Genomic DNA, 15,505 nt, shown 5'->3' on the forward strand with positions numbered 1-15,505 from the left:
TTCTGGGATTTAAAATTACTTATTAAAGATACAATAATTCTAAGTATTTGTATATGAGTCTAGTTAATAAGGTGTTAAAAATCATTATTTTTAACATTTTAACCCCGAAATGAATAAGTTTTGAAGGTTTTTAAGTGATGTAATAAAAAAATCCCGAGTAAAAAATACTCAGGATTTAAATAAGTTTAAGTTGTAAGGTTAGTTATATATAACTTATATGTTAGTTTCAATTTTATACCTTTTGATATAAGCTTTTAGAGCAAAACCAACTCCAAAACCTAATACAATACCTGAAACAATACCAAGTACAACACCCACTGGAATATTACCAGTTAAAGTTCCAAAATTCACTCCTAAAGAAGCTCCTAAGCCTGTGGCAAAGATTAAACTAAAGATAAAATAATTGTTACTCATTTTTTATATGCTTTTACAAGTAAGAAGATTTTTAACTGATTTTGTTACAGAGAGTTGTAAGTTTTTATGTTGCCTATAAGTACAGAAGATTATTTTTTTTCAGTATTAATGAGGCTTTCAAATATGTTTTGGTACTTGAAAAGCAGATAGTTAAAATTTGTTAAATATGTTTTTAACAAAAAAAAACCTCTCAAAAATGAGAGGATTATGCTAAATCTATGTTTTTTGAAATTACATATTTCTTCTGTATTGTCCACCAACTTCAAATAAAGCAGCGGTAATTTGTCCTAAAGAACACACTTTTGAAGCTTCCATTAACTTTTCAAAAATATTATCATTTTGAATAGCAGCATTTTGAATCTTGTTTAGTTCTTCAGCTACTTTTTCTTTATTGGCTTCGTTTAAATTTTCTTTCGTCTTAATTTGGAATAATTTTTCTTCCTCTGTTGCACGAATTACTTCTTGTGGAGTAACCGTTGGAGATCCTTTAGAACTTAAGAACGTATTTACTCCAATAATTGGGAACTCACCTGTATGCTTTAAGGTTTCGTAGTATAAACTTTCCTCTTGAATTTTAGAACGTTGGTACATCGTTTCCATTGCTCCTAAAACGCCTCCACGTTCCGTAATTCTATCAAATTCAGTTAATACAGCTTCTTCAACTAAATCAGTTAATTCTTCAATAATGAATGAACCTTGAATCGGATTCTCATTTTTCGCTAATCCTAATTCTTTATTGATAATCAACTGAATCGCCATTGCTCTACGAACACTTTCTTCAGTTGGTGTTGTAATTGCTTCATCATATGCATTTGTATGTAACGAATTACAGTTATCGTAAATGGCATATAATGCTTGTAACGTAGTTCTAATATCATTGAAATCAATTTCCTGTGCGTGTAAAGAACGCCCAGAAGTTTGAATATGATACTTTAACATTTGTGCACGTGCGTTTGCTCCATATTTATATTTTAAAGCTTTTGCCCAAATTTTACGAGCTACACGTCCAATTACTGCATATTCAGGGTCAATACCATTTGAGAAGAAGAAGGATAAGTTTGGTCCAAACTTGTTAATATCCATTCCTCTTGATAAATAGTACTCTACATAGGTAAATCCGTTTGCTAAAGTCAATGCTAATTGCGTAATAGGATTTGCTCCCGCTTCTGCAATATGATATCCTGAGATTGAAACAGAGTAGAAGTTACGTACATTTTTCTCAATAAAATATTCCTGAACATCTCCCATTAAACGTAAGGCAAATTCCGTAGAGAAAATACAGGTGTTTTGAGCTTGATCTTCTTTTAATATATCTGCTTGAACTGTACCTCTTACTTGTGATAATGTATTTGCTTTAATTTCAGCATAGACATCAGCTGGCAAAATTTGATCTCCAGTTACACCTAATAATAATAAACCTAATCCATCATTTCCTTCTGGTAGGTCTCCATTATATTTTGGCCTGTCGATTCCTTTATTGTCGTATAACTCTTTTAGTTTTGCTTCAACTTTATCTTCTAAACCATGTTCTTTTATGTATTTCTCGCAGTTCTGATCGATTGCAGCATTCATAAAGAATCCTAATAACATTGGGGCAGGACCGTTAATTGTCATCGAAACCGAAGTCATAGCGTGACTTAAATCGAATCCAGAATATAATTTCTTGGCATCATCTAAACAACAAATAGAAACTCCAGCATTACCAATTTTTCCATAAATATCTGGTCGGTGACCAGGATCATTTCCATAAAGTGTTACCGAATCGAAAGCGGTAGATAAACGCTTTGCAGGCATTCCTAAACTTACATAATGGAAACGTCTGTTAGTACGTTCAGGTCCACCTTCACCTGCAAACATTCTTGTTGGATCTTCTCCAGTTCTTTTGAAAGGATATAGTCCAGAAGTATAAGGGAATTCTCCAGGAACATTTTCCTGTAAATTCCAACGTAATAAATCTCCCCAAGCCTGATATTTTGGTAAGGCTACCTTTGGAATATCAGAGTGAGACAGTGATTTTGTATGTGTTTCAATTTTAATTTCCTTATCTCTAACCTTAAACGAGTAGATAGGGTCTTTATATTTTTGAACTATAGTTGCCCAGTTTAAAATGATTTCCCAGTTATGAGGGTCAAGATTTAATTTAACCTTATCAAATTGATCAAAAAGTAATTTTAAAAACCCTGCGTCATCACGAGCGGAGTCGAGAGACAGAATCTCATCTTGGTCAATTCCATTTTTAGTAAGTAAAGACTTCTCTAATTCGCTCGAAGTGACATTAGCTACCGATAAAATTGTTTGGTAAATACCGTATAACTTCTGAGCTACTTTTTCCTGCTCATTTGCTTTCTTATCGTAAGCTCTGTTGTTCTCTGCAATCTCAGATAAATAACGAGTTCTTGCAGGTGGAATTACAAATATCTTCTCAGACATTTCTTTTGTAATTTCAAAAGTAGATTTTAAATCAGCTCCAGTTTTCTCAACAACTTTGTCCATAATCGCTTTATATAGCGAATTCATTCCTGGGTCGTTAAATTGAGAAGCGATAGTTCCAAAAACCGGCATTTCATCCATTGGTGTATCCCAAAGGTCATTATTACGCATGTATTGTTTCTTCACATCACGTAATGCATCTAATGCCCCTCTTTTATCGAACTTGTTAATAGCGACCAAATCAGCAAAATCAAGCATGTCGATTTTTTCTAACTGAGTTGCAGCTCCAAATTCTGGAGTCATCACATATAATGAAGCATCAGAATGTTCAATGATTTCGGTATCAGATTGTCCAATACCAGAAGTTTCTAAAATAATTAAGTCAAATTCGGCAGCTTTTAAAACTTCTACAGCCTCATTAACATATTTAGACAAAGCTAAATTAGATTGACGTGTTGCTAAAGATCGCATGTATACACGTTCGTTATTAATAGCATTCATACGAATTCTATCTCCTAATAAAGCTCCTCCAGTTTTTCTTTTAGAAGGATCAACAGAAATTAATCCGATAGTTTTTTCAGGGAAATCAATTAAAAAACGACGAACTAATTCATCAACTAAACTTGATTTTCCTGCTCCACCTGTTCCGGTAATTCCTAAAACTGGTGTTTTAGATGTTTCATTTTTTTTATGAATAACATCCATAGTTTCTTTGGCAACTTCAGGGAAGTTTTCAGCAGAAGAAATAACACGAGCAATGCTTCCAATTTCCTTTTCTGCTAAATGATTTACTTCTCCGTTTAACACATCACCAATAGCAAAATCAGATTGTTGAACAAGGTCATTAATCATACCTTGTAATCCCATTTCACGTCCATCATCAGGAGAATAAATGCGCGTAATTCCATAGTCCATCAGTTCTTTAATTTCTTCAGGAAGAATTACTCCACCACCACCGCCAAAAATTTTGATATGACCCGCTCCTTTTTCTTGCAGTAGGTCATACATATATTTGAAGTATTCGTTGTGTCCACCTTGATAAGAAGTCATTGCAATAGCATTTGCATCTTCTTGAATAGCACAGTTCACTACTTCTTCTACACTTCTATCATGACCTAAATGTATAACTTCAACTCCTGTAGATTGTATAATTCTACGCATAATATTGATTGCAGCATCATGTCCATCAAATAAAGACGCAGCAGTTACAATTCGTACTTTATGTTTAGGTTTATAGGGTGCTATTTGTTCCATTCGTAAATTTAGTTGTTAAAATGAGCTGCAATTTACGGATTTCCTAAAAAACAGAACGAATTCTTAGTAATTATAAGTAGTTAAAGAAACTATATATTTTTCTCGATTGTAAGTAGTATAAATTACATTCATTTTGATACGCTTCTCTCTCAAAACTTACGTTTAAATAAGCAGTATATCCATTTCTATATATGATGAACTTTACTACCCATTCTAGAAAGTAAAAAAGATAAAAGAAGCCTACTAAAAGTTCTTTTTGTTGTTGTAAATGAATTTTTTCATGATTAACTAGAGTTTTATCTTCTTTTAATTCTTTGTTTTTTAAGAAAATAAAAGGAAATAATGTGATGCCTAAGTATCCAGTAGGTACAATATGTTTTGAGATAAAAACCAAATTCAAAAAAAACCTTTACTCAAATATACAAAGTTTATCCAATAATTTCTTTAGGGTTCTAACGTAACTAAAATATCAATTTAAGGTTAGTGTTTTTTATTGATAGAATATTAAAATGTTAAAAAAATTATCATTGAGTTAATTATTATGCATGCATAGTAAAGTGAAATTTTAACAATTAGATTCGCGGAAAATTAACCAAAAATCAACCCCGAAATCATGAAAAAAAACAAATTAAACGTATTGTGTTTTATTATTTTTTTAGCTGGAGTTATCGCGCTTCAAGCTCAAAAACAAACTGTAGTCACTAAAATTGGCAGGAATAATACTGCTGGTATTGAAAACTATTTCAATGCTGCTTTAGCTCCATTTTACCATGGTGTTGCTTCAGGAGACCCATTAAAAGATGCTGTTATTATTTGGACACGTGTAACTACAAACCAACCAGATGTTAATGTTACTTGGAAAGTTGCAACAAATGCATCTATGACAAATGTTGTGAAGCAAGGACTAGTAGTAACTGATGAGAGAAAGGATTATACTGTAAAAGTAGATGTAAGAAGTTTGCAGCCAAATACTACCTATTATTTTCAGTTCGAAGCATTAGGAAAGAAATCTGAAATTGGAAAAACAAGAACTTCACCTACAGGAAATGTTAGTAATGTTCGCTTTGGAGTAGTATCTTGTTCTAACTACCAAAATGGATATTTTAATGCCTACGAAGAAATGGCTGATAGAACAGATATTGATGCTGTAATTCACTTAGGAGATTATATTTATGAATATGAAACTGGCGGATATGGGTATAGCGATGAGGTTGGAAGAGGGCATTTACCCAACAACGAAATTGTAACCTTAAGCGATTACAGAGTTCGTTATTCATATTACAGATTAGATCCGATGTTGAGAAAATTACACCAACAACACCCATTTATCTTAGTTTGGGATGATCATGAGTTTTCAAATGACGCGAATAAATTCGGTGCAGAGAATCACGATCCTGCCACTGAAGGAAGTTGGGAAACACGAAAAAACAATGCTTATAAAGCGTATTTCGAATGGATGCCAGTACGAGCAAATTCAATTCAGGAATACAGATTATATAGAGATTTTTCTTACGGAAATTTAGCTGACTTATTAATGTTAGATACAAGGATTGAAGGAAGAGATGAAACGGTTTCAACCACTCAAAAGCTAAATAAAAGCTCAAAAAAAGACTTACAATCGAAAGTTAAAACTTTAGTAGCAAATAAGTCTCTACAATCTATTGAAGATTTTGAAAATGCGATTAAAGAAATTGCTCCATACTTTATTCAAGAAGGAAAGTTAACAGGAGAAGAATTAAGATATGTAATTCAAAAGTTTGCTCAAGTTGCTTACAATTATAAAAACAATGGGAGTAGAAGCTTATCTTCTAAAGAAGATCAATCAAAATTAAAAAATCTTCTAGTAAAAGCAACAACTGTTGATTCCAAATTAGCGGGAAGAGCAACTTATGAGTCAATTTTAGGGCAAGCACAATTTAACTGGTTACTAAATAAATTATCAACATCATCGGCAACATGGAAAATTATTGGAAACCAAGTAATGATGATGAATTATAACGGAGTTCCAACAAACGATGCTTGGGATGGGTATGAAGAAGAACGCGAACGATTATATCAGCATATTTCTAATAACAATATTAATAATGTGGTTGTTTTAACAGGTGATATTCACAGTACGTTTGCAGGTGATTTAAAATACGGACGTGAGTGTATTGGAGCTGAGTTTGTGGTTCCTAGTGTTACGTCACAAAACTTAGATGCTTTTGGAGGAATTGCAACTGGACTTGCGGAGTTTTATACTAAGCTTTTAAATCGTCATATGAAAGAAGTGGATTTAGATGAGCACGGATATTTTGTGTTAGATGTGAAGGAAGAAAGAGTACAGGCCGATTGGTTTTATATTCGTGATGTAAAAGTTCCAAACTCAGGAGAGTTTTATCATAAAGGATACTATGTGAATAAAAACGGATGCGGAATTAGAGCAACAAATACGCCTGCAAATGCGACTTCAAGATATGGAGACCAACCTGAGCCAATTGAAAACTCTATAGAGCTTTTGGAAGAAGGAGCAATTATAATGGGAGTTTATCCAAACCCAATGCAAACTTCTGGAAATGTTCACTATTTATTACAAAACCCAACAGAATTATCTATCGTTATTTTTAATAGTAATGGACAAAAAGTGAAAGATGTTCTAATTAATAAAAAACAAGAAATAGGAATCTACAATGTAAATTTTGATGTGGAATCATTAGCAGCTGGTAATTACTTTTTAAAGGTAAAAGCTGGAAATAAAACTATTACAAAACAATTTATTGTGAGGTAATAGGTAATTTTTTGTGCTAAACTAAAAGCATCCTGTATTAGGGTGCTTTTTGTTTTTAAAATTAATTTCTGCAATCAACGATTTTAAAACTGGATTTCGATTATGTTCATCCCAAACAACTGAGAGTGTAGTGTGTTGTTTAATAGTGTTTAACTCTATGAACTGTACATTCATATTATATCCTAACTGTAGAGATTTAGGAACAATGGATAACCCAAATCCATTTTCTACTAATTTATATATAGAAGCTGCATGTATGGTATTATGGGAAACAATTGGAGCAAATCCACTATCCGTAAAAATCTGCATCACTTTTTCATAATAAGATGGACTGTATGAAGGGTCAAAAAGAATGAAAGACTCATTTTTTAATTGTTGCAAACTCTTGAAATTTTGAGAGTTAATTTGATGGTTTTTTGGCAATACCAAACAAAAGTTTTCTTTTAAAATAGGTTGTATAGTTAAGCCTCGTGGCACAGTATCTAGTCTCACAAAACCGATATCTATTTTTTGGTGTAATAAATTATCAATTTGTTTCTGATTGTCCATTTCTGTTAAGCCAAATTGAATATTAGGGTGTTTTTCTTTGAATTTTATCAATACATTTGGAATAATTTCTTGCATAGCAGATCCTACATAACCAAACTCTAATTTTCCTTGTTTTCCATCATGAATCAGTTTAGCGTGATCAATAATTGAATCTAAATTCTTGAGATTGCGAGTCAATTCAGCTTTTAGGTATTCTCCAGATGGAGTCAAAACGACTTTTCTATTATGTCTCTCAAATAATTGAATTCCTAAATCATCTTCCATTTGTTTTATTTGTCTGCTCAATCCAGGTTGTGATATAAACAATCGATCAGCTGCTTTTCTGAAGTGTAATTCCTCGGCTACGGCCAAAAAGTATTTAAGATGTCTTAATTCTAATTGATAACTCATAATTATTAAATATTGATAAAAATGATATTATTAAGCATCAAAAATAAAGGTAATTTTGTAGAAAACGAACTAGAAACATGTTTAAATACGGAATAGATCACTTAACGGTAGATAAAGTTTTAGCTATTGCAAATGGTAATTTGAAAGCAGAAATTACTGATAAAGCTAAAAAGAAAGTGAATGAGTGTAGAAAAAAGGTTGAAACCATGGCAAATTCTGATGCTGCGGTTTATGGAATCAATACAGGATTCGGACCTTTATGTGATGTGCAAATTACGCCCGAAGAGACAAGTAAACTTCAGGAGAATTTATTGATTACTCATGCCGTTGGTGTGGGTGAACCTATTGATAAGTTATTGTCTAAAATCATGATGATTTGCAAAGTTCATGCTTTATGCCAAGGATTTTCAGGTGTACGTTTAGAAATGATCAATCGTATTATTTATTTCATTGAGAATGATATTTTACCAGTAGTTCCTGAGCAAGGTTCTGTTGGGGCTTCTGGAGATTTAGCACCATTATCACATTTATTTTTACCGCTTTTAGGAGAAGGAGAATTTTGGGTTGAGGATAAGATTGTATCTGCAAAAGAAGTTTTAGCAAATCATAACTTAGAACCTTTAACTTTAATGGCTAAAGAAGGATTAGGTTTAATAAATGGAACGCAGTTCATTTTATCGCATGCAATTATTGGGTTAAAAAAGATGGAGTATCTTTTAGATTTAGCTGATGTTGCAGGAACAATGAGTTTGGAAGGATTCCAAGGAAGTGCTTCACCTTTTAGAGAAGAGCTTCATACTATTCGTCCTTTTGAAGGAAACATCAAAGTCGCTGAGCGAATTCGAATGTTATTAAAGGATTCTCAAAATGTCGAAAATCATTTAGAGTGTGATCGTGTGCAAGATCCGTATTCGATTCGATGTATGCCTCAGGTTCATGGCGCATCAAGAAATGCCTTTAATCATTTAAATGATTTAACTGAAATTGAAATGAATTCTGTAACCGATAATCCAATTGTATTAAGTGAAACAGAAGCTATCTCTGGAGGAAATTTTCACGGACAACCTTTAGCAATGGTGTTAGATTATGCTTCTATTGCTGCTTCTGAGTTAGGAAATATTTCAGATAGAAGGAGTTACTTATTATTAGAAGGAAAATATGGTTTACCAAGATTGTTAACTGAGGCAGGTGGTTTAAACTCCGGATTTATGATTCCTCAATATACCACAGCTGCTTTGGTTACAGAAAATAAATCTTTATGTTTCCCGCCTTCTGCAGATAGTGTTCCTACTTCTTTAGGACAAGAAGATCATGTTTCAATGGGAAGTATTTCAGGAAGAAAATTCAATCAGATTTTAGGTAATCTAGAAAAAATATTAGCTATAGAATTAATGTATGCAGCTCAAGCTATGGAGTTCAGAAGACCAAATACATTCTCTGAAATTATAGAAGAAAACTTCAAATTGATTAGAAGTAAAGTTGCTAAATTAGAGGAGGATCGTGTTTTAAAAGATGATATTAATGCAATGATTAAGTTGGTAAAAGAAAAAGCATTTATTGTAGCATAAAAAGTAAGTAGATCATGACATTTAAAGAACAGATTAAACAAGGAATACCAAGTGTTTTACCATCAAAAAAAGAGTATGATACAACGATTAATCATGCTCCAATAAGAAAAGAAATACTTACTAAAGAAGAAAAGCAACTAGCGTTAAGAAATGCCTTACGCTATTTCGATAAAAAACATCACGAAGAATTATTACCAGAGTTTTCTGAGGAATTGGAAAAGTTTGGTAGAATATACATGTATCGATTCCGTCCTGATTACAAAATGAAGGCGAGAGCAATTGAGGAATATCCTGGAAAATCTACGCAAGCAAAATCTATTATGCTGATGATTCAGAATAACTTAGATTATGCAGTTGCGCAACATCCACATGAATTAATTACTTATGGTGGTAATGGTGGAGTTTTCCAAAACTGGGCTCAGTATCTATTGACAATGCAATACTTATCTGAAATGACAGATGAGCAAACATTAGTTATGTATTCTGGTCATCCAATGGGATTATTTCCATCTCACAAGAATGCTCCGAGAGTCGTAGTTACAAATGGTATGATGATTCCTAATTATTCCCAACCAGATGATTGGGAAAAGTTTAATGCTTTAGGTGTTACTCAATACGGACAAATGACCGCGGGGAGTTACATGTATATTGGTCCGCAAGGAATTGTTCATGGGACAACAATCACCGTTTTAAACGGATTCAGGAAGATTGGTAAATCTCCAAAAGGAAATGTATTTGTTACTGCTGGTTTAGGGGGAATGAGCGGAGCACAACCAAAGGCTGGAAATATTGCTGGGTGTATTACGGTTTGTGCAGAGGTAAATGAAAAAGCGGTTCATACTCGTCATTGGCAAGGATGGGTAGATGAAGTTGTTTCTGATGCAAGTCTTTTAGTTGAAAGAGTTCAAAAAGCAAAAGAAAATAAAGAAGTAGTTTCTATTGCTTATTTAGGGAATGTAGTTGAGGTTTGGGAAAAGTTTGATGAAGCAAATGTGTATGTTGATTTAGGCTCGGATCAAACTTCTTTGCATAATCCTTGGGCTGGAGGTTATTATCCAGTTGGATTGTCATTTGAAGAAGCAAATGATATGATGGCGAATAATCCAGACGAGTTCAAGAAAAGGGTTCAAGAATCTTTACGTAGACAAGCAGTAGCTATTAATAAACACACAGCAAAAGGAACCTATTTCTTCGATTACGGAAATGCCTTTTTATTAGAATCGAGTAGAGCAGGAGCGGATGTAATGAATGAAAATCCAACCTTAGGAAGAGAGTTCAAATACCCAAGTTACGTTCAAGATATAATGGGGCCAATGTGTTTCGATTATGGTTTTGGGCCATTCCGTTGGGTTTGTGCTTCAGGAAAACCCGAAGATTTAGCAAAAACCGATCAAATTGCTTGTGAAGTTCTAGAGGAAATCATGAAAGAATCTCCAAAAGAAATTCAACAGCAAATGGCCGATAATATTCAGTGGATTAAAGGTGCCCAAGAAAATAAACTGGTTGTGGGTTCTCAAGCAAGAATTTTATATGCTGATGCAGAAGGAAGAATCAAAATTGCTAAAGCATTTAACAAGGCAATTAAAAAAGGAAAAATTGGTCCTGTTGTTTTAGGAAGAGATCACCATGATGTCTCAGGAACGGATTCACCATACAGAGAAACGTCAAACATTTATGATGGATCGAGATTCACAGCAGATATGGCTATTCATAATGTAATTGGAGATAGTTTTAGAGGTGCAACTTGGGTATCCATTCACAATGGTGGTGGAGTAGGCTGGGGAGAGGTTATTAACGGAGGATTTGGCATGCTTCTTGATGGTTCTAAAGAAGCGTCAAAGCGTTTAAAATCGATGCTTTTTTGGGATGTAAATAACGGAATCGCAAGAAGAAGTTGGGCTCGAAACCAAGAAGCTGTTTTTGCAATTAAACGTGCTATGAAGGCAGAGAAAAAACTTAAAGTTACTTTGCCTAACTTAGTAGACGATTCTTTGTTTAACAACTTTTAAAACTCAATTATCATGAAGTATGTAAAATTTTTACCTCTTTTTCTACTATTAATTACTTCTTGTAGCTCTGTTAAGGTAGCAACGGATTATGATACAAAGGCAAATTTTAATAATTATCAAACATTTGCTTTTTACAAACCTGGCATAGATAAAGCACCAATTTCTGATCTAGACAAGAAAAGAATTATGCGCGCCATTGAAACTGAATTAGTAGCTAAAGGAATGCAAAAATCATCAACGCCAGATGTTTTAGTAAGCATTTTTACAAAATCTAGAGAACGTGTAAATATTAATGACAACAACTGGGGTTGGGGCTTCGGTTGGGGATGGAATCCTTGGATGTGGGGTGGAGCAGGTAGATTAAATGTAAATCAGTACACAGAAGGAACATTATTTATTGATATTATTGATGCAAGTAAGAAAGAATTAATTTGGCAAGGGATTGGATCTGGAGCATTGGCGTTCAGTAATATTGAAAAGAGAGAGGCTCGTATTAAAGAGTTTGTGAAAGAAATTTTAGAAAAGTATCCTCCAGGTTCAGAAAAGAGATAATTTTGAATTGAAATAATAAAAAAGACTGTCGTTAACGACAGTCTTTTTTATTATATAATCTTTAATTGATATTCATTTAGTTTATTATGGGTGCTGTCTAATTCTTGAGTCGATATAAAATGTTATTGTTTTGCTTATCGGATTATTGCTGCAATCAGAAGCAGTCATTGTTAATTTATACTCATTTTTCACATATTGAGGAGATAAACTAGTTCCTATATACATGTTGAATTTGTTTCTTAAGTCTACCGCAAAATCATCTCCACTTAAACTCAAACCTGTTATAGTTTCTGTTATGCCTGTATAAACTTCAGTAAGTGTTAAGTTATAATTAGAAACCCCTTTTGATAGCCACGGATTAAAAGTAACAGGTTCATTATTCCCATGAAAAACGTTTGTTACGCGATGCGGGTTACTGTTGATTGGATGTAAATATTGTTGAATCCTGTAAACATTGTAATCTAAATTTTGTTTGGTTTCATAATGCATGAAAAGCTCTAAATGTGGAGTGTTTGTTGTAGAAATATCGAAGTATCCACCAAGGTTTGAGGTGTTGTTGGAATAGTAAATTACTAGATTGTAACTATCTGATATGTTAATAGGAGTATTCGAGGTATAAATGAAAAATTTATTAGAAGAATCTAACGTTAAGCTTCCATTTCCACCAGAACCATTGTATACAGCTTTCGTGACTCCGCTTATAGTTTTTAATGCTACTGATGTAATATTGTTTCTATAGTAGTAATTATCTAGTACGTTTTCTCCATCTTTAATAAGGGTTAACCTCACACTATTAGGATTTGTATTACCGCTAGCACATAATCGAGTACTATGGGTAGCAAGGTTAGAAAGAGGAAAATTCATATTATTACTACTGTTTAGATAAGATTGGTTGGTGCTTAAAAATAGATTAGGATAGATTTCTAAAATATGATTTAAAGCAAGTTTTTCCTCTGGATAATAACTTTCAGAAATAGTATTAAAAATGTTTTCGAAGGTTTTTTCACCAGAAGTAATGTCTTTATTGATTTTAATATTTGCAGAAGGAAGAACATCATCTTTTATTGTTTTTACTCTTAATATTACATGGTCTTCCGTAACAAAATCTTCAATAAGATTACCTGTACTATTTTCTGAAGTATTTGGAGATACTCGAAATATAATATTGTCTTCAATCACCTCATTGTTTGGAATTTCGAAGTGTTCTTCTTGAAAAGAGTTATTGGTTAACATCATAATGTTGTCTTCAAAGACATAATCAGTTTTCATCATGATGTGATCTTCAAAAATATATCCCTTGAAATTGACATCACTAAGCTTGCTAGCATTTTTTTCTACTATTCCAGATAGATCATAATTAACTCCTTCTAATTTTAGTATTTCATTAAATACTTTAGTTACTTTTTGAGGGAGTTCAACTTCTAGGCTAGTTTTACTTTTTTCATTAAAAGTTTCTTCTTTTACTTCTTCTGTTGTGTCGACTAGTTCTTTTTCTGAGCAGCCAATTACTAGAATAAGACTTGCTAAAGTCATTGTTATTAATTTTTTCATAATTTAATTTTAATGGGTTAATAAGTGCTGTAAAATTAGGTTCAATTGGCATTTCAGTATTCTTAAAATTTCTGAATCGAAGCAGAGAGTTTTTGAATTGTTGTCTGAAGTTTATTAGTGAAAGTATTTTATAAAGTCATTAAGACTAATTAATATAAATTATCTTTGTTGAGATGAAAAAAATATTGAAACCTAATCCAGATGAGTATTATGTTAACGAAGATGGATATCGAGTTTTTAAAGAAGCCTATCACTTAAGAAGAGGTTATTGTTGTAAAAGTGGATGTAAACATTGTCCGTATGGCTACGATAAGAAAACAGACAGTTTTAAAAAAGTGTGACTTTTCTCTTAAAAAAGTATCTTAACAATAAATAAAGTTTTTAAAATGATTAAAAGAGTAGTATTAGTATTTGTAGCGTTACAATTTGTTGCCTGTGCAGAGTTACAGAAAATAGCAAATCAATTGCCTAATGGAGGAGCATTAACTCAAGAACAAATCGGAGCAGGTTTGCGTCAGGCTTTAGATAATGGAATTCAACATCAAGTTTCAAAGCTTACTGCTAAAGACGGTTTTTATAAAAACGAATTAGTTAAGATTTTACTTCCTGAAGAATTACAAGTTGTAGATAAAGGATTACGAAAAATAGGGTTGAGTAGTTTAGCTGATGAAGGAATAAAAGCATTAAATAGAGCTGCTGAGGATGCGGTAAAAACTGCTACACCAATTTTTGTAAACGCTGTAAAAGAAATTACTTTTAACGATGCGAAAAATATATTATTAGGAAGCGATAATGCTGCTACCAATTATCTTGAAGGAAAAACTAATTCAGCATTGTATGCCAAGTTCAATCCTGTGATTAAAAACTCATTTGATAAAGTTGGAGCTGATCAAATTTGGGCTAATTTAATAGCTAAATACAATAGTATTCCATTTGTAACAAAAGTAAATCCAGACTTAACGGATTATGTAACTACAAAAGCTCTTAATGGCGTATTTACTATGATTGCTGTTGAAGAAAAAGGAATCCGAAATAAGATAGGATTACGTAATACTGATTTGTTAAGACGTGTTTTTGCACTTCAGGATAATAGATAATTTTTAATTGTTTGAAGTTCAGTTTTTTATTATTATATTTAGTCAAAAATCGAACTAACCAATGTCACGTATCAATCAGTTAAATAGGTACAAGAAACACCTTGAAGATCGCTACTACAAATTAGTAGAGCGTTCTAATGATTACAAGTACGTTGATGAAGCTAAAAGTGATATGGCGTCTTATAAAGCAATGAAGATTCTTGAAAAAATTAACAGAGTAAATTACTTAGATAATTCTTTGGTGTAATTTTTTAAAGTAATCAAACGCTTTAAGCATTCTGCTACCATACCATGAAAAAAGCTCCCCATCAACAAAAATTGTTTTTGCATGGTGTGTGCATCTTCCAATCTCAAAAGCATGTTCTTCTTTGAAAGGGTAAGGCTCGGATGATAAAAAAACTAAGTCAGGATCTCCTTCTAACCTTATTTTTTTTAACACAACTTCGGGATAGCGTTCTTTGTTTTTGTAAATGTTATCAAACTTGTTTAATTCAAGGATATGGTTAATGAACGTATTGTTTGCGGCTACCATCCATGGATCTCTCCAAATAAAATAGGCTACTTTTTTAGGTTCAATATTTTTGATGAAATTTTTAAAATCTGAAAGTTTGAAATTAAGTTTCTGAATTATATTCTGAGCTTCAGTTCTGCAATTGAAAAGTTGGCCATACTCTTCAATTAATTCCATTGTGTCCTTAAGAGTAAAGATATCTGATACATGAACATCCGCAATTTGTTGACACATTTCAACGATTTCTTTTGTGTTCTCCTCTTTATTGCAAAGAATAATATCTGGTTGAAGTTCTTTTATTTTATCAATTTTAATATTTTTTGTTCCGCCAACAATTGTTTTTGTTTGTTTTAAATGAAAAGGATGAACACAGAATTTAGTAATACCTACCATTTTATCTTCTAATCCCAAGT

The 15,505-nt window shown here is 32.5% G+C and carries 13 protein-coding genes; 7 read left to right on the forward strand and 6 right to left on the reverse strand.

Annotated elements, in window-relative coordinates:
* Positions 1-213 precede the first annotated feature (213 nt).
* From EV195_RS03915 to EV195_RS03925, 3 genes are all read right to left on the reverse strand, one after another.
* Positions 214-414 carry a hypothetical protein gene (locus tag EV195_RS03915; protein ID WP_132793151.1) on the reverse strand — a complete coding sequence of 67 codons (201 nt, stop codon included), beginning with the start codon at positions 412-414 and terminating at the stop codon, positions 214-216.
* A gap of 231 nt (positions 415-645) precedes the next feature.
* Positions 646-4,098 (reverse strand): methylmalonyl-CoA mutase family protein, encoded by a 3,453-nt coding sequence (locus tag EV195_RS03920; RefSeq protein ID WP_132793153.1) that lies wholly within the window; start codon positions 4,096-4,098, stop codon positions 646-648.
* Between the two features lie 70 nt (positions 4,099-4,168).
* Positions 4,169-4,498 (reverse strand): hypothetical protein, encoded by a 330-nt coding sequence (locus EV195_RS03925; RefSeq protein WP_317128204.1) that lies wholly within the window; start codon positions 4,496-4,498, stop codon positions 4,169-4,171.
* A 213-nt stretch (positions 4,499-4,711) separates the two neighbouring features.
* On the opposite strand from EV195_RS03925, the gene EV195_RS03930 reads away from it, so the two are divergent.
* Entirely contained in the window at positions 4,712-6,865 is a 2,154-nt protein-coding gene (locus tag EV195_RS03930) for an alkaline phosphatase D family protein (RefSeq protein WP_132793155.1), read from the forward strand.
* 21 nt (positions 6,866-6,886) lie between these two features.
* Here EV195_RS03930 and EV195_RS03935 read toward each other — a convergent pair whose 3' ends face one another.
* Complete coding sequence (locus EV195_RS03935) at positions 6,887-7,804, reverse strand: LysR family transcriptional regulator (protein WP_132793157.1); 918 nt, start codon at positions 7,802-7,804, stop codon at positions 6,887-6,889.
* Positions 7,805-7,881: 77 nt separating this feature from the next.
* Here EV195_RS03935 and hutH point away from each other — a divergent pair, with 77 nt between their 5' ends.
* Genes hutH through EV195_RS03950 form a run of 3 tightly spaced genes read left to right on the forward strand, consistent with a single transcriptional unit; the run spans position 7,882 to position 11,933 of the window.
* Positions 7,882-9,372, forward strand: a complete 1,491-nt coding sequence (gene hutH, locus EV195_RS03940; RefSeq protein ID WP_132793159.1) for a histidine ammonia-lyase — start codon at positions 7,882-7,884, stop codon at positions 9,370-9,372.
* A 14-nt stretch (positions 9,373-9,386) separates the two neighbouring features.
* Entirely contained in the window at positions 9,387-11,381 is a 1,995-nt protein-coding gene (locus EV195_RS03945) for a urocanate hydratase (RefSeq protein WP_132793161.1), read from the forward strand.
* Between the two features lie 12 nt (positions 11,382-11,393).
* The gene (locus tag EV195_RS03950; protein ID WP_132793163.1) at positions 11,394-11,933 is read left to right on the forward strand and encodes a DUF4136 domain-containing protein; all 540 of its coding nucleotides are present in this window, start codon (positions 11,394-11,396) and stop codon (positions 11,931-11,933) included.
* 84 nt (positions 11,934-12,017) lie between these two features.
* Here the strand turns inward: EV195_RS03950 and EV195_RS03955 are convergent, their stop codons facing one another.
* Positions 12,018-13,484 (reverse strand): hypothetical protein, encoded by a 1,467-nt coding sequence (locus EV195_RS03955; RefSeq protein WP_132793165.1) that lies wholly within the window; start codon positions 13,482-13,484, stop codon positions 12,018-12,020.
* Between the two features lie 173 nt (positions 13,485-13,657).
* On the opposite strand from EV195_RS03955, the gene EV195_RS16635 reads away from it, so the two are divergent.
* The 3 genes from EV195_RS16635 (at position 13,658) to EV195_RS03965 (ending at position 14,828) form a co-directional block, all read left to right on the forward strand.
* A complete protein-coding gene (locus tag EV195_RS16635) occupies positions 13,658-13,825 on the forward strand; it encodes a DUF5522 domain-containing protein (protein WP_165915675.1) in 168 nt (55 codons plus the stop codon).
* 45 nt (positions 13,826-13,870) lie between these two features.
* On the forward strand, positions 13,871-14,581 hold the full coding sequence (locus tag EV195_RS03960) for a DUF4197 domain-containing protein (protein WP_132793167.1): 711 nt from the start codon (positions 13,871-13,873) through the stop codon (positions 14,579-14,581).
* Positions 14,582-14,642: 61 nt separating this feature from the next.
* Complete coding sequence (locus EV195_RS03965) at positions 14,643-14,828, forward strand: Lacal_2735 family protein (RefSeq protein WP_132793169.1); 186 nt, start codon at positions 14,643-14,645, stop codon at positions 14,826-14,828.
* Here EV195_RS03965 and EV195_RS03970 read toward each other — a convergent pair.
* On the reverse strand, positions 14,808-15,503 hold the full coding sequence (locus tag EV195_RS03970) for an ABC transporter substrate-binding protein (RefSeq protein ID WP_243693061.1): 696 nt from the start codon (positions 15,501-15,503) through the stop codon (positions 14,808-14,810). The two genes, EV195_RS03965 and EV195_RS03970, sit on opposite strands and share 21 nt — an antisense overlap.
* Positions 15,504-15,505 lie beyond the last annotated feature (2 nt).

This window comes from Tenacibaculum skagerrakense, from assembly GCF_004345825.1.
Lineage (GTDB): Bacteria > Bacteroidota > Bacteroidia > Flavobacteriales > Flavobacteriaceae > Polaribacter > Polaribacter skagerrakensis.